The 18,561-nt window shown below is 42.6% G+C and carries 17 protein-coding genes; 16 read left to right on the forward strand and 1 reads right to left on the reverse strand.

The genetic code is table 11. The annotated features are described in order from the left end of the window. Positions 1 to 359: 359 nt before the first annotated feature. The 13 genes from A8805_RS02165 (at position 360) to rnfB (ending at position 15,025) form a co-directional block, all read left to right on the forward strand. Entirely contained in the window at positions 360 to 2,147 is a 1,788-nt protein-coding gene (locus tag A8805_RS02165; protein ID WP_109708557.1) for an aminopeptidase P family N-terminal domain-containing protein, read from the forward strand. Beyond that, on the forward strand, positions 2,117 to 4,765 hold the full coding sequence (locus A8805_RS02170) for a PAS domain S-box protein (protein WP_242992224.1): 2,649 nt from the start codon (positions 2,117 to 2,119) through the stop codon (positions 4,763 to 4,765). The genes A8805_RS02165 and A8805_RS02170 overlap by 31 nt, the downstream gene beginning before the upstream one ends. 174 nt (positions 4,766 to 4,939) lie before the next feature. After that, on the forward strand, positions 4,940 to 5,893 hold the full coding sequence (locus A8805_RS02175) for a MurR/RpiR family transcriptional regulator (RefSeq protein WP_330405687.1): 954 nt from the start codon (positions 4,940 to 4,942) through the stop codon (positions 5,891 to 5,893). Beyond that, positions 5,886 to 7,115 carry an NAD(P)/FAD-dependent oxidoreductase gene (locus A8805_RS02180; protein ID WP_109708559.1) on the forward strand — a complete coding sequence of 410 codons (1,230 nt, stop codon included), beginning with the start codon at positions 5,886 to 5,888 and terminating at the stop codon, positions 7,113 to 7,115. Before A8805_RS02175 ends, A8805_RS02180 begins: the two co-directional genes overlap by 8 nt. 151 nt (positions 7,116 to 7,266) lie before the next feature. Then, a complete protein-coding gene (cmk, locus tag A8805_RS02185) occupies positions 7,267 to 7,923 on the forward strand; it encodes a (d)CMP kinase (protein WP_109708560.1) in 657 nt (218 codons plus the stop codon). A gap of 13 nt (positions 7,924 to 7,936) precedes the next feature. Next, complete coding sequence (gene ispH, locus A8805_RS02190) at positions 7,937 to 8,797, forward strand: 4-hydroxy-3-methylbut-2-enyl diphosphate reductase (protein ID WP_109708561.1); 861 nt, start codon at positions 7,937 to 7,939, stop codon at positions 8,795 to 8,797. After that, on the forward strand, positions 8,778 to 9,863 hold the full coding sequence (rpsA, locus tag A8805_RS02195; RefSeq protein ID WP_109708562.1) for a 30S ribosomal protein S1: 1,086 nt from the start codon (positions 8,778 to 8,780) through the stop codon (positions 9,861 to 9,863). The genes ispH and rpsA overlap by 20 nt, the downstream gene beginning before the upstream one ends. A 212-nt stretch (positions 9,864 to 10,075) precedes the next feature. Next, the gene (gene rsxC, locus A8805_RS02200) at positions 10,076 to 11,395 is read left to right on the forward strand and encodes an electron transport complex subunit RsxC (protein ID WP_109708563.1); all 1,320 of its coding nucleotides are present in this window, start codon (positions 10,076 to 10,078) and stop codon (positions 11,393 to 11,395) included. A gap of 84 nt (positions 11,396 to 11,479) precedes the next feature. Then, on the forward strand, positions 11,480 to 12,346 hold the full coding sequence (locus tag A8805_RS02205) for an RnfABCDGE type electron transport complex subunit D (protein WP_420319461.1): 867 nt from the start codon (positions 11,480 to 11,482) through the stop codon (positions 12,344 to 12,346). Then, the gene (locus A8805_RS02210) at positions 12,346 to 12,960 is read left to right on the forward strand and encodes an RnfABCDGE type electron transport complex subunit G (RefSeq protein ID WP_109708565.1); all 615 of its coding nucleotides are present in this window, start codon (positions 12,346 to 12,348) and stop codon (positions 12,958 to 12,960) included. The genes A8805_RS02205 and A8805_RS02210 overlap by 1 nt, the downstream gene beginning before the upstream one ends. Further along, positions 12,953 to 13,624: an electron transport complex subunit RsxE gene (rsxE, locus tag A8805_RS02215; protein WP_109708566.1), complete on the forward strand. Its 672-nt coding sequence runs from the start codon at positions 12,953 to 12,955 to the stop codon at positions 13,622 to 13,624. Before A8805_RS02210 ends, rsxE begins: the two co-directional genes overlap by 8 nt. Before the next feature lie 12 nt (positions 13,625 to 13,636). Continuing rightward, complete coding sequence (locus A8805_RS02220; RefSeq protein WP_109708567.1) at positions 13,637 to 14,212, forward strand: electron transport complex protein RnfA; 576 nt, start codon at positions 13,637 to 13,639, stop codon at positions 14,210 to 14,212. A gap of 12 nt (positions 14,213 to 14,224) precedes the next feature. Next, complete coding sequence (gene rnfB / locus A8805_RS02225; RefSeq protein WP_109708568.1) at positions 14,225 to 15,025, forward strand: RnfABCDGE type electron transport complex subunit B; 801 nt, start codon at positions 14,225 to 14,227, stop codon at positions 15,023 to 15,025. 88 nt (positions 15,026 to 15,113) lie between these two features. Here rnfB and A8805_RS02230 read toward each other — a convergent pair whose 3' ends face one another. Next, positions 15,114 to 16,100: an FAD:protein FMN transferase gene (locus tag A8805_RS02230; RefSeq protein WP_109708569.1), complete on the reverse strand. Its 987-nt coding sequence runs from the start codon at positions 16,098 to 16,100 to the stop codon at positions 15,114 to 15,116. A gap of 168 nt (positions 16,101 to 16,268) precedes the next feature. Between A8805_RS02230 and ruvA the strand changes: the two genes are divergently transcribed. The 3 genes from ruvA to zapA all read left to right on the forward strand — a co-directional run bounded on the left by ruvA (position 16,269) and on the right by zapA (position 18,484). Further along, the gene (gene ruvA, locus A8805_RS02235) at positions 16,269 to 16,874 is read left to right on the forward strand and encodes a Holliday junction branch migration protein RuvA (RefSeq protein WP_109708570.1); all 606 of its coding nucleotides are present in this window, start codon (positions 16,269 to 16,271) and stop codon (positions 16,872 to 16,874) included. A 40-nt stretch (positions 16,875 to 16,914) separates the two neighbouring features. Then, positions 16,915 to 17,913 carry a Holliday junction branch migration DNA helicase RuvB gene (ruvB, locus tag A8805_RS02240; protein ID WP_109708571.1) on the forward strand — a complete coding sequence of 333 codons (999 nt, stop codon included), beginning with the start codon at positions 16,915 to 16,917 and terminating at the stop codon, positions 17,911 to 17,913. Between the two features lie 160 nt (positions 17,914 to 18,073). Next, positions 18,074 to 18,484 carry a cell division protein ZapA gene (gene zapA, locus A8805_RS02245; RefSeq protein WP_109708572.1) on the forward strand — a complete coding sequence of 137 codons (411 nt, stop codon included), beginning with the start codon at positions 18,074 to 18,076 and terminating at the stop codon, positions 18,482 to 18,484. The last annotated feature ends 77 nt before the right edge of the window (positions 18,485 to 18,561 follow it).

Here is an 18,561-nt window from a genome sequence, read left to right on the forward strand (position 1 = left end):
ATACAAAAGAACAAACAAATTTTAATACTTTTTTAATAAATTTTTATACACTTTTTATAAGTTTTCCATTGTATTATTATACCTAAAATGAATAAAAATAACATAAAATTTAAAATTTATATTTCAATTCCTAATATCTACTATATTTATTTATTGTTAAAAAAATATCAAAACATTCATTTTCATATTTGCTATTTCTAATTAGATAATATACACTAAAATCATTAAAAATTAATTTTTATTTTAAACAGGTCGGACAAAAACACAATCAAATATGGCAAAACATTTCTCTGCTGAAATTGTATTACAAGATAAATAGTGATATACTATTTTGTATTGAAAGAAAAGGAGGTTTTTTCATGAAAGTTTCAGAAAGAGTTGACAGGCTTCGCCAGTTAATGGAAGAGAAGGGGATTGATGCTTATGTTATCCCTACGGCAGATTATCACCAAAGTGAGTATGTTGGGGAACACTTTAAGGCGAGAGCTTTTATGACCGGGTTTACCGGGTCTGCGGGAACGGCTGTTTTTACAAAAGATGAGGCCGGTATGTGGACAGACGGGCGATATTTCATTCAGGCTGCCCTGCAGATGGAAGGGACCGGAGTTGCACTCCGCAAAGCTGGAGAGCCAGGGGTCCCTACGATTGAAGAATATTTAAAAGAATCACTTCCGAATGGCGGTGTGATTGGATTTGACGGCCGCACAGTAGGAGTGGATGAGGGACAAGCTTATGCTGATATTGCTGCTGCAAAAGGCGGAAGCGTTGTTTATGACGGTGATCTGGCAGACAGCATATGGACAGACAGGCCAGCTTTATCAGAAAAACCTGCATTTTTGCTGGATTTAAAATATGCCGGTGAGACAACCGCCTCTAAGCTGGAGCGTGTGAGAGCCAAAATGAGGGAAGCTGGTGCGAATGCACATATTATTACAAGCTTAGATGATACCGGATGGCTTTTGAATGTGCGTGGAGATGATGTAGAGTATTTTCCTCTGCTCCTTTCCTATACGATTGTAAAGATGGATTCTGTGGAGCTTTATGCTGATGAACGTAAGTTTAATGATGAGATTAAAGCAGAATTTGCAAAGAATCAGGTTTGCATACATGCATACAACGATGTTTATGAAGCTGTCAGGACATTTGGGGCAGATGATGTCATCCTGATTGATCCCAAACGAATGAACTATGCACTTTATAATAATATTCCTAAAGCTGCCAAGACCGTTAAGCGGGAAAATCCTACTATTATTATGAAGGCCGTTAAGAATGATGTTGAAGTTCAAAATATTAAAAAAGCTCATATTAAAGACGGCATAGCGCATACAAAGTTTATGTACTGGCTGAAAAAGAACATAGGTAAAATAGAAATCACAGAGCTTAGCGCATCTGATAAACTGGAAGAATTCCGCAGACAGCAGGAAAATTTCCTGTGGCCCAGCTTTGAGCCAATCTGTGCCTATAAAGAGCATGCAGCGATTGTGCATTACTCTTCTTCTCCTGAGACGAACATAGAACTGAAAGAAGAGGGACTGTTCCTGACAGACACAGGCGGACATTATTATGAAGGCTCTACAGATATTACACGGACAATTGCTCTGGGTGAGGTCAGCCAGACAGAAAAGGATCATTTTACTGCAGTTGCTGCAAGTATGCTGAATCTGGCAGATGCGAGATTTCTTTATGGCTGTATTGGTATGAATCTTGATTATGTGGCAAGGGAACCTTTCTGGAGGCAAAACTTAAACTATAACCACGGAACCGGACACGGTGTAGGCTACCTTGGAAATATCCATGAACCTCCTACAGGTTTCCGCTGGCAATACCGCCCTCATGAAACCTGCCCATTTGAAGCAAACATGATTATTACAGATGAGCCGGGGATCTATATTGAAGATTCACATGGTATTCGTATAGAAAATGAATTGTTAGTATGCAAAGGGGTAAAAAATGAATATGGTCAGTTCATGCATTTTGAACCTGTTACATTTGTTCCCATCGATTTAGATGCCATTAATCCGGAGTTGATGACCGAAAAAGAGAAAGTACTTCTGAACGATTATCATAAAAAGGTTTACGAGCTTATAGCTCCGCATCTGACAGAAGAAGAACAGGAATGGCTCAAAGACTATACAAGGGCGGTCTAAGAGCAGATTCAAAATCACCCAAAATACTCCATACCTATTGCACTGTTGATACAGAAGGGACGATAAATATGAGTATACCTGAAGTTAAAAACATCCCAGATACCCCGTCTTTTGGCATTGGATATTTAAAGCTGCCTGCAGACAGTCCTAATAAGATTGAGAACTATACACTGCTGGATATAAATCCGGCTTTTGAAGAGTTGACAGGATGGAACAGGGAGCATGTGTTAAATAAGAGAGTGTCCGAGATTTTCAGCCATACAGACCCTACAGTGTTTTCCTGGCCATTATATCTTGAAAATGCTGCACGGTCGGGAAAAACCCAGGAAACAGTGCAATGGTTCGAGGAGTTTAAACGGTATCTTAAAATGACGGTTATACCCTCGGACAATACATCCTTTATGGTTATTATTCAACATCCTTACAAAGAAGAGGCTGTAACCAGTCAAAAAGAAGATTTGATTCCATTGCTGAAGGATTTGAATATAATTTTCAATAATACCCATGATGCCATCAGCCTTGTGGAATATACTAAGAATGGTTTCCAATACGTCCTCAATAATATTGTTCATCAGCGCCTTACAGGATTTAACAATATCAGAGGGTTATCCCCCATACAGCTTGTTGGTGAGGAAGTGGGACGAAAACTTATCAAGTATTATGAGCAGTGCGTGAATACTGGCCAGCCGGTCCGCTATGAACAGGTGTTTAACTTTTCACCGGGAAGCCGGATCTGGCAGACGGAATTGACTCCCATATTCGATGAAGGGAAAGTACGTTACCTCCTGTGTTCCAGCCAGGATGTTTCAGAACTTCAAAATATCAGGGAGGAACATGAGGCACTAAACAGACGTTTTCAGGCCATGTTCGAACAGCATTGTGCCCTTAAAGTAGTTTTTGATTCCCTGACTGGAAAAATTGTAGATGCGAATCCTGCTATATGCAGCTATTTTGGCTATACAAAAGAAGAGGTATTAGGACACAATGTTCAGGAGTTTAATCTTTTACCTCCGGAGCTGCAGGATGAACGTTTTCAAAGTACATTAAATGGAGAGGCTTTGTTTTTTGCTGCCCCGCACCGCCTCAGAAGCGGAGAAACCCGGCTTTTAGACGTCTATGCCTCTCCTGTTATAGGCAGAGGGCAGAGACTGCTCTACGCCATTTTGTTTGACGTGACAGACCGGGAACGCTACCGTGAAGAATTATTGCAGGAAAAAGAGATGCTAAGAACAACGCTGTACTCCATCGGAGATGGTGTAGTCACGACAGACAATGATGGCATCATCACCAGCCTCAACATTGTTGCCCAGGAATTAACAGGCTGGGATAATATGGCTTTGGGCAGGCCCTTTAACGAAATATTTACTTTGCAAAATGAATATACCGGACAGCGGGTTGAGGACCCCGTACAGGAAGTACTCAAGACAGGCCGGATTGTGGGACTTGCAAATCATACAGAACTAATAAACCGGCATGGCTGGTGCATCCCTATTATGGATAGTGCCGCCCCTATAAAATCAGAAGATGGGCGGATAAATGGTGTTGTAATGGTATTTCGTGATGTCAGCGGCGAGAAAGAGCATAGCAGACAAATTGAATTTTTAAGCTATCACGATCACCTGACCGGACTCTACAACAGACGTTACATAGATGAACTTATTGGTCGTATGGATGCAGCAGAAAATATGCCGATTTCCGTCATTATGGGAGATGTTAACGGCTTAAAACTCATAAACGATGTTTTTGGGCATGGCACTGGGGACAGACTGCTGAAACAAGTCGCTTCATTGTTTACAGAAAACTGCAATAAAGATGACGTTATCGCCCGCTGGGGCGGTGATGAATTTGTTGTTGTGATGCCCCGTACAAGCTTGAACACTGCTGAAACAGTTATCCAGAAACTCAAAGATATTCAGATTCCAATAAATGAGAGCAGCCTGTCCCTCAGCTTATCCCTCGGATGCGCAAGTAAAGACAGGATGGAAAGCAATATTCAGGACGTCTTGCAGTATGCTGAAAAATATATGTATCATCAGAAGCTCTTAGATGGAAAGAGCCATCGGAATGCTATTATCAGCACCTTACTGGCTACTCTTTATGAAAAGAGCAATGAAACGGAAGAGCATTCAAAGCGGATTGAGAAATACTGTCATTCTATAGGGAGAAAGCTGAGGCTTTCCTCTAAAGATATGGATGACCTTTCCCTGCTTGCACTTTTACATGATATCGGTAAGGTTAGTATTGATCCAAATATTTTGCGGAAGCCCGGTTCTCTCACACCGGAAGAGTGGGATGAAATGAAGCGCCATCCCGAAATTGGTTACCGTATTGCCCAGGCAACCCCTGACCTTACAATTGTTGCTGACTTTATTCTTTCTCATCACGAGCGCTGGGACGGAAAGGGTTATCCCCGGGGACTAAAAGAGAAAGAAATTCCTCTTGTCTGCCGCATCCTGGCAGTGGCAGATGCCTTTGATGCAATAACAAATGACCGTGTATACAGGAAAGCTATGACTATTGAAGAGGCCATACTTGAACTTAAAAGAAATGCCGGGAAGCAATTTGATCCTCAGACTACAAGTCTGCTGATTGAAATCATTATGAATGAAGAGTGTTGAATCATACCTTATTGAACATTAACAGTTCAATTAAGTATAGAATAAAGTCCTCAAAGCTTTCCGTATATGTTCCTCCTTGCAATCAAAATCCCAGTATTGTATAATCAGAATGTTAAATTGGTAAAACAGAAAGAAACTGGGACATTTCCCAGAACCATGAGAAGAGGAACTACTGTGAATGAAAATAGCTTAAACACAAATGAAAACAGCACAAATGAGCTGTTGTTTAGAATTGAGGAAAAATATAAGCGTCTCAGCAAGGGACAAAAGCGCCTCGCCGACTATGTCTGTGAGAATTATGATAAAGCAGTATTTTTAACGGCTGCGCGGCTTGGGGAAATTGTGGGGGTTAGTGAGTCCACAGTAGTACGTTTTGCCACGCAGCTTGGATATAAAGGATATCCTGGATTTCAGAAAGCTCTGGAAGAGCTGGTACGAAACCGGTTGAATTCTATCCAAAGAATGGAAGTGACTTACGGCAGAATCAGCCAGTCTGAGATTCTTACCACCGTATTGCAGTCTGATATTGAAAAAATTAAGCTGACTCTTGCAGCTATTGACCAAAAAGCTTTTGAACTTGCAATTGATACGATTCTGAGTGCCAGAAAGATTTATGTGATTGGAATACGAAGCTGTGCTCCTTTAGCAACATTTCTTACATTTTATCTGAACTTAATCTGCGAAGATGTGACCGCCGTGGACACAAACAGTTCCAGTGAGATTTTTGAGCAGCTTATTCGTATTAATGAAAAAGATGTTATCATTGGGATCAGTTTTCCCAGATATTCCATGCGTACTTTAAAGGCGTTGGAATTTGCCAGCAACAGGAAAGCAAAGGTGATTACACTGACCGACAGTATACATTCTCCTATGAATCTATATTCCTCCTGCAATCTGATTGCAAGAAGTGACATGGCTTCTATTGTGGATTCTCTTGTTGCTCCCCTTAGTGTGATTAATGCTTTAGTAGTGGCTCTCTGTATGAAAAAGCAGAATGAAGTAATCACTACTCTCGAAACATTAGAAAAAATATGGGACGAATATCAGGTATACAGTGCAGATGAGCTGAACCAAGTGAGAAGTACACTCTCTGTAACCCCAGACCCGAAAGGAAAAGAAGATGAGTAAGGTGTTCATAGCCGGTGGCGGTGCGGCGGGAATGATGGCCGGAATTTTTGCTGCCAGAAACGGACATGAAGTTCATATATATGAGAAAAATGAAAAGCTGGGGAAAAAGCTTTTCATTACTGGAAAAGGCAGGTGTAATATTACAAACGCAGGAGATATGGATACTCTCTTTGCTTCTGTGATTAGCAATCCCAAATTTCTATATAGTGGCTTTTATAGTTTTACCAATGAACAGGTGCTTGATTTTTTTAAAGAATTAGGCATTAAAATAAAGATAGAGCGAGGAAACCGCGTATTTCCCGAGTCTGACCATTCCTCTGATGTCATAGGTGCTATGACCCGGGAGCTAAAACGGCTTCATGTGGAAATACACCTGCACAGTGAAGTGAAAGAAATATGTACAGAAAACGGCAAATTCCAAAGCATCCTTCTGTCAGACGGAAAAAAAATACCGGCAGATGCCTGTATTATTGCTACCGGGGGAATTTCCTATCCGTCAACAGGCTCTACCGGGGACGGATACCGGTTTGCCAGACAAGCCGGACATTCTGTAACAGAATTATTTCCCTCCCTTGTCCCTATGGAAGTAAAAGAACCATACATCATGGAATTGCAGGGTCTTTCCTTACGCAATGTAAATGTTGCCATTTATGATGGAAAAAAAAGGATTTACGAAGAATTTGGAGAGATGCTGTTTACACATTATGGAGTAAGCGGTCCAATTATTATCAGCGCAAGCAGTCTGATCGGACCGATATTAAATGAGAAAAACCTCAGGCTCACCATTGATTTAAAACCAGCATTATCTATGGAACAGCTGGACCAGCGGGTTCTAAGGGATTTTGGAGAAAACAGGAATAAGCAGTTTAAAAATGCAGTCGACAAGCTGTTTCCGGGCAAATTAAAACCGGTCATGCTTGAGTTGAGCCAAATAGATCCTGATAAAAAGGTTCATGAAATAAGCCGGGAGGAAAGACTGAAATTCGTAACTTTGATAAAAAATCTGGAAATGACACTAACCGGGCTGAGAGGCTTCAAAGAAGCAATTATTACCAAAGGCGGTGTGGACGTGAAACAGATTGATCCCGGAACTATGGAATCAAAACTTGTCCGGGGGCTGTATTTCACCGGAGAGGTACTGGATCTGGATGCGCTCACCGGAGGATTTAATTTACAGATTGCATGGTCTACAGCATATCTGGCAGGCAATGCGGTATACTAAACAAGGAAACATCCATGTTACTAAGGCATGAAAAGACCATGCCTTAGTCAACAGGATGTACTTTGCAACATAAGACTTTAAAATACAAAGCCTACCTTATTGAACATTAGTAGTTCAATAAGTATCAGTTGCATAAGTAGGGAGGAATACAATGGGATATAATGTTGCAATTGATGGTCCTGCTGGGGCAGGAAAAAGTACGATAGCCAGGCTGGTGGCTAAACAGAAGGGCTATGTTTACGTAGATACGGGTGCCCTTTACCGTGCACTGGCTGTTTATTTTTTAGATGCAGGCATCGCACCTGGTGAAACGGAGAAAATCATAGCAGCATGCAAAAATGCAGATGTGAGCATAAAATATAAAAACGGAATCCAGCAGGTCTATGTAGGCGGTGTGAATATAACTTCCCGTCTCAGAGAAGAGGCGGCGGGGAACATGGCTTCTTTTAGTTCTGCCATCCCGGAGGTAAGGGAAAAGCTTTTAGAACTTCAAAGAGAGCTGGCAAAAAAGGAGGACGTCGTTATGGACGGCAGAGATATCGGTACAAAGATTCTTCCCTTTGCAGATGTGAAAATCTATCTGACAGCCAGCACATCAACAAGGGCAAAAAGACGCTATGATGAACTGATGGAAAAAGGAATATCCTGTGATTACAGCCAGATTGAGAGGGATATTGAAGAACGGGATTCCAGAGATATGAACCGCAAGACAGCCCCGCTGAAACAGGCGGAGGATGCAATACTGATTGACAGTTCCAACATGACCATCGAAGAAGTGGTGTCTGAAATTATAAAACATTGCAAATAGGAGGTGGGAAGCGATGGAAGTCAAACGGGCAAAAACAGCCGGATTCTGCTTCGGCGTAAAGCGTGCCGTAGACACAGTCTACGAACAGCTTGAAAAAGAAAAGGACAGCCAGATTCAGATATACACATACGGTCCAATCATCCATAATGAAGAAGTCGTTAAGGATATGGAAAAGAAAGGCATCAAAGTTCTGAAAAGCCAGGAGGACCTGGAGCAGTTGACGGAAGGCATTGTCATTATCCGCTCCCACGGTGTGCCTGAGTATATTTGTACAAAGTTGAATGAAAAGGGGCTGACAGTAATTGATGCAACCTGTCCCTTTGTGAAGAAAATACATAGGATTGTAAAAAGAGAAAGCCAGAACGGCGCACAAATCGTTATTATAGGCAATCCTAATCATCCTGAAGTAGAAGGAATTAAGGGATGGGCAGAGAAAAACGTAACTGTGATACAAGACACCCAGGAAGCAGAAAAATTTACAGCTGAGCCGGGAAAGGCCGTCTGCATTGTTGCTCAGACGACATTTAATTACAATAAATTTCAAGATTTAGTTGAAATTATTTCTAAAAAGGGTTATGATGTAAGTGTTTTAAATACAATCTGCAGTGCAACGAAAGAACGTCAGACTGAGGCACACCGTATTGCAGAAGAGGTGGATGCTATGATAGTGATTGGCGACAAGCATAGTTCCAACACTCAGAAGTTATTTGAAATATGCCAGAAAGCATGTAAAGATACGTACTATATACAGACACTTGACGATTTGGATTTGAATCAATTAGGGTCAGTGGAAACAGTAGGTATTACAGCAGGGGCATCCACGCCCAACAATATAATTGAGGAGGTTCAAAATAATGTCAGAATTATCTTTTGAACAAATGTTAGACGAGTCATTCAAAACAATTCACAACGGAGAGGTAGTTGAGGGTACAGTCATTGATGTTAAGCCGGACGAGATTATCCTGAATATCGGATATAAGGCAGACGGCATTATCACAAAGAATGAGTATTCCAACGACCAGTCAGTAGATCTGACGACTGTTGTTTCAGTTGGAGATCCAATGACAGTTAAGGTTTTGAAGGTAAATGACGGTGAGGGCCAAGTATTGCTGACTTACAAGAGACTCGCTGCGGAAAAGGGCAATGAGAGACTGAGAGAAGCTTTTGAGAGCAAAGAAGTTCTGAAGGCTACAGTTACTCAGATCCTCGGAGGAGGTTTATGTGCAACAGTAGAAGAAGCGCGCGTATTCATTCCGGCAAGTCTTGTATCTGATTCTTATGAGAAGGATTTGAGCAAATATGAAGGACAGGAGATTGAGTTTGTTATCAGCGAATTCAATCCTAGAAGAAACCGTGTAATTGGTGATAGAAGACAACTGCTTGTAGCAGAGAGAGCAGAAAAGCAAAAAGAATTGTTTGCAAAGCTGCAGGTTGGTGATACAATTGAAGGAACTGTTAAAAATGTAACAGACTTTGGTGCATTTATTGATCTTGGCGGGGTAGACGGATTGTTACATATTTCCGAGATGTCCTGGGGAAGAGTAGAGAATCCAAAGAAGGTGTTCCAGGTAGGGGAGACCTTAAAAGTACTCGTAAAAGATATCAATGATACAAAGGTTGCACTCAGCCTGAAGTTCCCGGAGATGAATCCGTGGGCACATGCTTCAGAGGATTTCGCTGTGGGTACAGTTATTACAGGCAGAGTGGCACGTATGACAGATTTTGGTGCATTTATTGAACTTGCACCAGGAGTAGATGCACTGCTTCACGTTTCTCAGATTTCAAGAGCGCATGTTGAGAAGCCGTCTGATGTCCTTTCTGTAGGGCAGGAGATTACAGCTAAGATTGTAGACCTGAACGAAGCTGAGAAGAAAATCAGCCTGAGCATGAAGGCTTTGGAGCCGGATGAAGCGCAAGATGCGGATGATGTAGAAGAATAAAACTAATACAAAAGTAGAGACCGAAAGGTCTCTACTTTTTTGCTGTTTCATATATTAAAAAACCTATTTTTATATTGGCACGTTAAGAAGTTGTTAAAGAAACAACAAATTGTACTAATTTACGTGCAATAAATTGTCTATATTTGCTAGCTTTTATGCACAAATTCTAGTACAATATGAACTATATGAAAAAGAAAGGAAGGTAGCAGAGAATGGGGTTTTTAACTTTTAAAGGTGGAATCCATCCAAATGACGGTAAAAGTTTGTCAAAAGACCAGGCAATTACAGAATTACTACCAAAAAGTGATTTACTGTATCCGCTTTCACAGCATATAGGCGCTCCGGCAAATCCAGTTGTCCAAAAAGGCGACCATGTTTTAAAGGGCCAGAAAATTGCGGAGGCAGGAGGATTTGTATCGGCACCAGTTTATTCCTCTGTGTCAGGAACGGTCAAAGGAGTGGAAACACGTCTGAATCCTACCGGAACCAAAGTGACTTGTATTGTGATTGAAAATGACGGGAATTATGAGGAAAGCGAATATGAACCTGTAAAATCGCTGGAAGAACTGACAAGGGAAGAGGTCCTTAACCGGATTGCGGAAGCGGGAATCGTGGGCATGGGTGGTGCCGGGTTTCCAACGAGAGTAAAACTTTCACCGAAAGAACCTGAGAAAATCGATTATATTATAGCAAACTGTGCGGAATGTGAGCCTTATATTACAGCTGACTACCGGAGGATGCTTGAGTATACGGAAGAACTTGTAAGTGGTATGAGAGTGATCCTTTCTCTTTTCGAACATGCGAAGGGTATTTTTGCAATAGAAGACAATAAAAAAGAGTGTATTGAAAAAATAAAGGATGCTATAAAAGATGAGCCGCGTATGGAGGTACAAGTACTTCAGACGAAATATCCCCAGGGAGCGGAGCGCCAGCTTATCTATGCCGCAACAAAACGTGCAATTCATTCCGGCATGCTTCCTGCAGACGCCGGATGTATCGTAGATAATGTAGAGACCTTGGTCGGAATTCATTATGCGGTGATGGAAGGAAGACCATTGATGGAGCGTGTCGTAACTGTCAGTGGGGATGCCATACAACATCCCGGTAATTTTAAAGTTCTTTTAGGGACAAACCAGCAGGAACTTGTAGAAGCTGCGGGCGGATTTAAGACAGAACCCAAAAAGGTGATATCTGGCGGGCCTATGATGGGATTCGCTATGATGACACTGGACACACCTGTGACAAAAACATCCTCTTCTCTTCTGGCATTTTCTGAGGATGCAGTTGCAAAAGAAAAACCGGCGCCATGCATTAACTGCGGACGCTGTGTAGAAGTCTGCCCATGCCGGCTTATTCCCGCCAGGCTTGCTGATTATGGAGAGAGGCATGATGAGGAGACATTTGCGGCACAGAATGGACTGGAGTGTGTAGAGTGCGGTTCCTGCAGTTATGTCTGTCCTGCAAAACGGCCGCTGAAACAGTCGATTGGGGCAATGCGTAAGATTGCTCTGGCAAACAGAAAGAAAAATTAACAGAGGGGTGAATTAAAAGTGAACGAGAATTATAACATATCAGCTTCACCGCATATACGTGATAAAGCAACCAGCAGCAATCTTATGCTGATGGTTCTGATAGCATTATTGCCGGCTACAATTTTCGGCATTTATAATTTCAGACATGAAAATGCATGGCTTCTCGTTGTTGTTACAACAGCGGTCGCCGTATTGTCAGAGTACATATATCAGAAGCTGATGCATAAACCAGTTACCATTAAAGACTTCAGTGCGGCGGTCACAGGTCTTCTTCTTGCATTGAATCTTCCGCCTACCCTTCCATTATGGATGGGGGCTTTGGGTTCTATATTTGCAGTCATCGTAGTAAAACAGTTATTTGGAGGTCTGGGACAGAATTTCATGAATCCTGCCCTGGCAGCAAGATGCTTCCTTCTTATTTCTTTTACAGGGAGGATGACATACTTCGTATATGACGGTGTAACAGGACCAACTCCTCTTGCCAATATGAGAGCCGGCCAGGCAGTAGACACCATGACTATGCTGCTTGGAAATATACGGGGTACAATAGGAGAGACTTCTGTTCTTGCAATTATGGTAGGTGCTATGTTCCTCCTTTTGATGGGAGTCATTGATTTGAGGGTCCCTGGTACTTATATTGTAACCTTCGTCATTTTTATCACAATTTTCGGTGGTCATGGTTTTGACGCACAGTATATCACAGCACATCTCTGCGGAGGAGGTCTGATGCTGGGTGCATGGTTCATGGCTACAGATTATGTGACTTCTCCTATTACATCAAGGGGGCAGATTGTATATGGCGTCTGTCTGGGGCTGCTGACCGGCCTGTTCCGGTTATTCGGCGGCTCAGCTGAGGGAGTCTCCTATGCAATTATCATCGGTAACCTTTTGGTGCCATTGATTGAAAAGATTACCCTTCCAAAACCATTCGGTAAAGGAGGAGAAAAATAATGAATAAAATTATCAAAAATACACTTATACTTACAACCATTACATTGGTTGCCGGTATTCTTCTGGGACTCGTTTACGAGGTAACAAAAGCCCCAATTGCGGCTGCCCAGGAGAAGGCGAAGCAGGAGGCATTTAAGCTGGCGCTCCCGGACGCTGCTTCCTTCGAAGCATATTCCGGTTATGATGAGAGTGATGCGGCTGAAGTATTAAGAAATGCAGGCTATCCCGATGCTGATATTACCGAAGTGGTCATAGGAAAAGATGGTAATGGAAATGATTTAGGATGTGTTATTACTGTGGTTTCCCATGAGGGATACAGCGGTGACATTACCATGTCCGTGGGGCTTTTGGCAGACGGAACTGTAAAAGGCGTAGAGATGCTTTCTATCAGCGAAACTGCAGGGCTGGGCATGAAAGCGGCAGAGCCTGATTTCAGAGGCCAGTTCCAGGATAAACAAGTAAGCAAATTCTCCTACACCAAGAGCGGAGAGCAGGGTGATGATAAAATAGATGCACTCAGCGGAGCTACAATTACAACAAATGCTGTAACAAATGCAGTGAATTCTGCTCTGGCTTATTTTCAGAATATGTTAGGAGGTAGTGTCAATGAATAAGTATACAGAAAGACTGTATAACGGTCTCGTCAAAGAAAATCCTACCTTCGTGCTGATGCTGGGAATGTGTCCCACACTGGCAGTTACAACTTCTGCTGTGAACGGCATTGGTATGGGACTTTCAACAACCGTTGTACTTGTATTATCAAACCTGTTGATTTCCATGCTGAGGAAAATTATACCGGATTCCGTCAGGATGCCGGCGTTCATCGTTGTTGTTGCATCCTTTGTTACAATCGTACAGTTTTTAATGGAAGGATTTGTTCCAAGCCTGTATGATTCCCTTGGTATTTATATCCCTCTGATCGTTGTAAACTGTATTATTCTTGGAAGAGCAGAGAGCTATGCTTCCAAATATCCTATTCTGCCGTCCATATTTGACGGTATTGGAATGGGACTTGGATTTACCGTAGGCTTGATGGCAATCGGTATTGTCAGAGAACTCCTCGGTTCTGGAAAAATATTTAACGTACAGCTGCTTCCAACTTCTTATGAGCCTATTACCATTTTCATTCTGGCACCGGGTGCATTCTTTGTTCTTGCAGTGCTGACAGCTTTACAGAATAAGGCCAGAAACAGAGCTGCCAAAAAAGGTACTCCCGTACCTGAAGCAGCGGGATGTGGTGCAGGATGCGCCACCTGCGGGATGAAAGAAAAGGAATAGGAGGGGAACAAAATGAGAGAATTATTATTACTTGCGGTTGGTTCTGCACTTGTAAATAACGTTGTACTTAGCCAGTTCCTTGGAATTTGTCCGTTCCTCGGTGTTTCTAAAAACGTTAAGACTGCAGCCGGCATGGGCGGTGCTGTTATTTTTGTTATAACCATCGCATCATTTGCAACAAGCGTGATTTACAAATTTATTCTTGTACCGTCAAACTTTGAATACTTACAGACTATCGTCTTTATTCTTGTTATCGCAGCATTGGTGCAGTTTGTAGAAATGTTTTTAAAGAAGGCAATGCCGCCGCTTTATAATGCGCTTGGCGTATATCTGCCTTTGATTACAACCAACTGCGCGGTTCTTGGTGTTGCGCTGACGAATGTACAGAAATCTTACAATGTTTTGGAAGGCGTAGTAAATGGATTTGCGACTTCAACCGGATTTTTGGTTGCCATTGTTCTGATGGCAGGTATCCGTGAAAAAATTGAACACAATGATATTACAGAATCATTCCAGGGAACTCCGATCGTTCTGGTTACAGCAGGACTGATGGCAATTGCCTTTTTCGGATTTTCAGGATTAATTTAGGAGGGAAGAGACATGAGTATATCAGGAATTTTAATAGCTGCGGCAATCGTCGGCGGCACTGGATTATTCATCGGTGTTTTCCTTGGAATATCGGGTAAAAAGTTTGCCATAGAAGTTGATGAGAGAGAAGAGGCTGTCTTAGAAGCCCTTCCAGGAAACAACTGCGGCGGATGTGGATACCCCGGATGTTCCGGTCTTGCTGCTGCTATCGTAGCAGGTGAAGCTGACATAGGTGCATGTCCGGTAGGCGGTACTCCGGTCGCTGAGAAAATTGGTGAAATTATGGGTATGTCTGCAGAAGAGCAGATCCGTCAGGTAGCTTTTGTAAAATGCGGCGGAACCTCTGAGCTGGCAAAGGATGAATATGAATATTTTGGAATCGAAGACTGTATCATGGCACATATGATGCAGGACGGCGGGCCAAAAGGCTGCAGCTATGGCTGCCTTGGCTTTGGAACTTGTGTGAGGGCATGTCCATTTGACGCAATACATATTATGGAAGGTATCGCAGTCGTAGACAGAGAGAAATGTAAAGCCTGCGGAAAATGTGTAGCTGTATGTCCTAAGCAGTTGATAGAAATGTTTCCCTATGAGCAGAAGCACATTGTCCAGTGCAATTCTCATGATAACGGGAAAACAGTGAGAGATGTTTGTCAGGTTGGATGTATCGGATGCCGTATCTGTGAGAAGAATTGTGAAGCAAAAGCAGTGACAGTGACAGATAACCTGGCATACGTTGACCCTGCTAAATGCGCAAATTACGGCGTATGCGCTGAAAAGTGTCCGAGAAAAATTATCACACCGCGGGCATAATTGAAGACAAAGACCAGTTCAGATTTATTAAAACAGACAGCAAAATGCCTGCCCCGCAGTTTACTCACTGGGGCAGGCATTCTTGTAATTACCCGGCATAATGCAGGCTGTAATCCTCGGTTATAAATATAGCACTGATTCCGTCCAGGCTTTCTATCAACGCAGTTCCCTGTTCCAGCCCCAGGGCAAAGCAGGTAGTGCTTAATCCATCCCCGTCCACGGAAAGGTCTGAGATAATCGTAACCTGCAGGAGATTATTATCAAAGGGGTAGCCTGTGGAAGGGTTCAGGAGATGGTGGTAAATTTTTCCGTCTTTTTTAAAGTATCTTTCGTAGGTGCCGGAGGAAACCACGGATTTTCCATTGACATCCACGCTGGTCATTACTGTGTTTCTTTCATCAAACGGTTTCTGTATTCCAATATGGAAGTTTTCACCGTCTGTTTTTCCTCCTACAGCCAGTATATTGCCGCCCAGGTTAATCAGGGCATGCTCAATCCCCTGTTCTGTCAGATAAACTTTCAATTCATCTGCAATAAATCCTTTAGCAATTGCGCCTAGATCAATGGCAGCTTCTGGATCTTTCAGGCTGACTGTATTACCTTCTAGGACAACATTTTTATAGTTTACATGACTTTTAGCCTCGTCAATAGCAGATTGGGCCGGAATATTGCCGGGATTATTTTTAATATCCCACAGCTCACTTAATGGGGCTATGGTAATATCGAAGCCTCCTTCTGACAACTGGCTGTAATACAGACCTTTTCTTATTACTTCTGCCGTCTTGGCATCCACCTGCACTTTAGCGCCTCCGGCAGAATTGATTCTGGAGATATCGCTGGTTTCAATGGTTCTGCTGAGCAGCTGTTCATATTGTGCACATATATCCTCGCAGTACTCTAAGATTGTCTCATCTGTGCTCCCCCATATTTCTACAGATATTACGGTGTCAAAATAAATACCCGTTGTCTTTATGGGATTTTCTAAAGGCGGCTTCGAACAGGCGGAAAGGGTAAACATCAAAACCACAGTCAAAAGAATTATCAAAAGCAAACCGGACTTCCTTATATATTTCATAAACTTCCCCTTTTCATTGGTGTCGTTGTACTAATTTAGTGACGTGAAACATACCGGATTATTATAGTCAATTTCCTTAAAAATTACAATCGAACATGTGATTGCATTCTAAAAGTCAATATGCTATGATAGTGGCTGGAGGCAGCGAAGACGTCAGAGAGGAGACTTATGATTTCATATATTCGCGGTGAACTTGCCGCAATTGAGACAGAAAAAGTAATTGTAGATGTAGGAGGGGTAGGATATGGCATCTATATGCCGGCCCAGTCCCTGGGGCTTCTGCCCCCGCCTGGAAACGAGGTGAAAATCCATACATATTTGAATGTACGGGAAGATGCGATGCAGTTGTTTGGTTTCCTGACAAGGGATGACCTGGAAGTGTTCCGGCTCGTAATCGGAGTCAGCGGAATCGGTCCCAAAGGAGGATTGAGTATCCTCTCCCAGCTTTCACCGGACTCCCTGCGTTTCGCAGTAATGTCAGGAGATGTGAAGGCAATCTCGGCTGCACCGGGCATAGGAAAGAAAACGGCTGAAAAGCTCATTATTGAACTGAAAGATAAACTAAGTATAGAAGATGTCCTGAATAATGCTGTACAGGAATCAGACACTGCTTTTGTACCGAGGAATTCTAATGGGATTCAAGCTGAAGCAGTACAGGCACTGGTTGCACTGGGATATGGAAACGCAGAAAGTCTGAGAGCAGTAAAACAAGTGACTCTGGAGAATCCAACCGTAGAGGATCTGCTGAAGGAAGCTTTAAAAAAAATATTGTAATTCACCGGAAAACAGAAGTGAGGAAATATAAAGGGAGAGTATGGCAAAGCGAATTATAACAACAGAAAGCCTGGAAGAAGACATCAAGATTGAGAGCAGTCTGCGCCCTCAATTTCTGGATGATTATATCGGACAGGAAAAGGCAAAGGGAACCTTAAATATCTATATTAAGGCCGCAAAAGAGAGAAAAGAGGCATTGGACCATGTACTGTTTTACGGTCCTCCCGGGCTGGGAAAAACCACTCTGGCCGGGATTATAGCAAATGAGATGGGTGTGAATATCAAAATCACTTCCGGACCGGCTATTGAAAAACCAGGAGAAATTGCTGCAATTCTTAACAATCTGCAAGAAAATGATGTTCTCTTTGTAGATGAGATACACAGGCTCAACCGGCAGGTAGAAGAAGTTTTATACCCGGCAATGGAGGATTATGCCATTGATATTATGATTGGAAAGGGCGCTGCAGCCCGTTCTATCCGGCTGGATCTGCCCAGGTTTACTCTGGTAGGAGCAACAACCAGGGCGGGAATGCTGACTGCTCCTCTGCGGGACAGATTTGGAGTGGTCAATCACCTGGAATTTTATACGGAACAGGAGTTAAAAACAATTATTCTGAGGTCCGCACAAGTTCTGAATGTGGAAATTGATGAGAACGGAGCACTGGAGCTGGCGAAGCGTTCAAGAGGAACTCCCCGTCTTGCAAACCGTCTGCTGAAAAGAGTCCGGGACTTTGCCCAGGTAAAATACGACGGAGCCATTACGGAAGCAGTCGCCCATTATGCACTGGATATGCTGGATGTGGATAAATACGGTCTGGACCATATTGACCGGAATATTTTACTTACCATGATTGAAAAGTTCCAGGGGGGGCCTGTGGGGTTGGATACATTGGCGGCGACTATTTCAGAGGATGCAGGTACATTGGAAGATGTTTATGAACCTTATCTGCTCAAAACCGGCTTCATTCAGAGGACTCCCCGGGGCAGAGTTGCTACGGAGCTGGCCTATGGACACTTGGGCCTGCCTTATCAGGAATAATAGTGGTTGTTTTAGGTTACGGCAGCCCATCACTAAGCTGATGGGCTAGGTTGTAAACTGTCAGGAATAATACTCCTGAGCAGGAAATAACTTGAAAAAGTGGTTGGTTTTTGTTTTCATATAGTTTATAATAACAGGTAAGAAACGCGAGGAGGATGCTATGAGTTCAGCAAAACATTTCACAGAAGTCTTAATTGGAGGGAAAGTCTACACATTAAGTGGATTTGAAGGTGAGGAATACCTCCAGAAAGTTTCTTCCTATCTGAACCATAAGATTACAGAATGTGCCAATAGTGAGGGGTACCGGAAGCAAAGTGCTGATACCCGTAATGTGCTCCTTGCCCTGAATATCGCAGACGACTATTTTAAAGCGAAGAAACAGGGTGATTCCCTGGAGAATGATATCGAACTGAAAGATAAAGAGATGTACGATCTGAAGCACGAATTGATATCCGTCCAGATAAAGCTTGAGAATGCAGAAAAAGAACTGGCGAAGATGAAGGAAGAAAATAACGACTTACAAATGCAGATTGTAAAGCTAGAAACAGAGATGAAGAACAGGAGAAAATAAAGATAAGCTGTCTTGGGACAGCTTATTTACTTTCATGGTAACATCCATGCCAAGTGTTCAATGTTTCAATAAGTGGT

It is taken from the genome of Faecalicatena contorta, assembly GCF_003149105.1.
Lineage (GTDB): Bacteria > Bacillota > Clostridia > Lachnospirales > Lachnospiraceae > Muricomes > Muricomes contortus_C.

Bases quoted from the DNA above. Each gene is read 5' to 3' on its own strand.
- A8805_RS02210 (WP_109708565.1), top strand. From the start codon at position 12,346: ATGAATAAAATTATCAAAAATACACTTATACTTACAACCATTACATTG.
- A8805_RS02165 (WP_109708557.1), top strand. From the start codon at position 360: ATGAAAGTTTCAGAAAGAGTTGACAGGCTTCGCCAGTTAATGGAAGAG.
- A8805_RS02170 (WP_242992224.1), top strand. From the start codon at position 2,117: ATGGCTCAAAGACTATACAAGGGCGGTCTAAGAGCAGATTCAAAATCA.
- A8805_RS02220 (WP_109708567.1), top strand. From the start codon at position 13,637: ATGAGAGAATTATTATTACTTGCGGTTGGTTCTGCACTTGTAAATAAC.
- A8805_RS02180 (WP_109708559.1), top strand. From the start codon at position 5,886: ATGAGTAAGGTGTTCATAGCCGGTGGCGGTGCGGCGGGAATGATGGCC.
- rpsA (WP_109708562.1), top strand. From the start codon at position 8,778: ATGTCAGAATTATCTTTTGAACAAATGTTAGACGAGTCATTCAAAACA.
- A8805_RS02230 (WP_109708569.1), bottom strand. From the start codon at position 16,100: ATGAAATATATAAGGAAGTCCGGTTTGCTTTTGATAATTCTTTTGACT.
- A8805_RS02205 (WP_420319461.1), top strand. From the start codon at position 11,480: ATGCTGATGGTTCTGATAGCATTATTGCCGGCTACAATTTTCGGCATT.
- ruvA (WP_109708570.1), top strand. From the start codon at position 16,269: ATGATTTCATATATTCGCGGTGAACTTGCCGCAATTGAGACAGAAAAA.
- ispH (WP_109708561.1), top strand. From the start codon at position 7,937: ATGGAAGTCAAACGGGCAAAAACAGCCGGATTCTGCTTCGGCGTAAAG.
- ruvB (WP_109708571.1), top strand. From the start codon at position 16,915: ATGGCAAAGCGAATTATAACAACAGAAAGCCTGGAAGAAGACATCAAG.
- zapA (WP_109708572.1), top strand. From the start codon at position 18,074: ATGAGTTCAGCAAAACATTTCACAGAAGTCTTAATTGGAGGGAAAGTC.
- rsxE (WP_109708566.1), top strand. From the start codon at position 12,953: ATGAATAAGTATACAGAAAGACTGTATAACGGTCTCGTCAAAGAAAAT.
- rsxC (WP_109708563.1), top strand. From the start codon at position 10,076: ATGGGGTTTTTAACTTTTAAAGGTGGAATCCATCCAAATGACGGTAAA.
- cmk (WP_109708560.1), top strand. From the start codon at position 7,267: ATGGGATATAATGTTGCAATTGATGGTCCTGCTGGGGCAGGAAAAAGT.
- rnfB (WP_109708568.1), top strand. From the start codon at position 14,225: ATGAGTATATCAGGAATTTTAATAGCTGCGGCAATCGTCGGCGGCACT.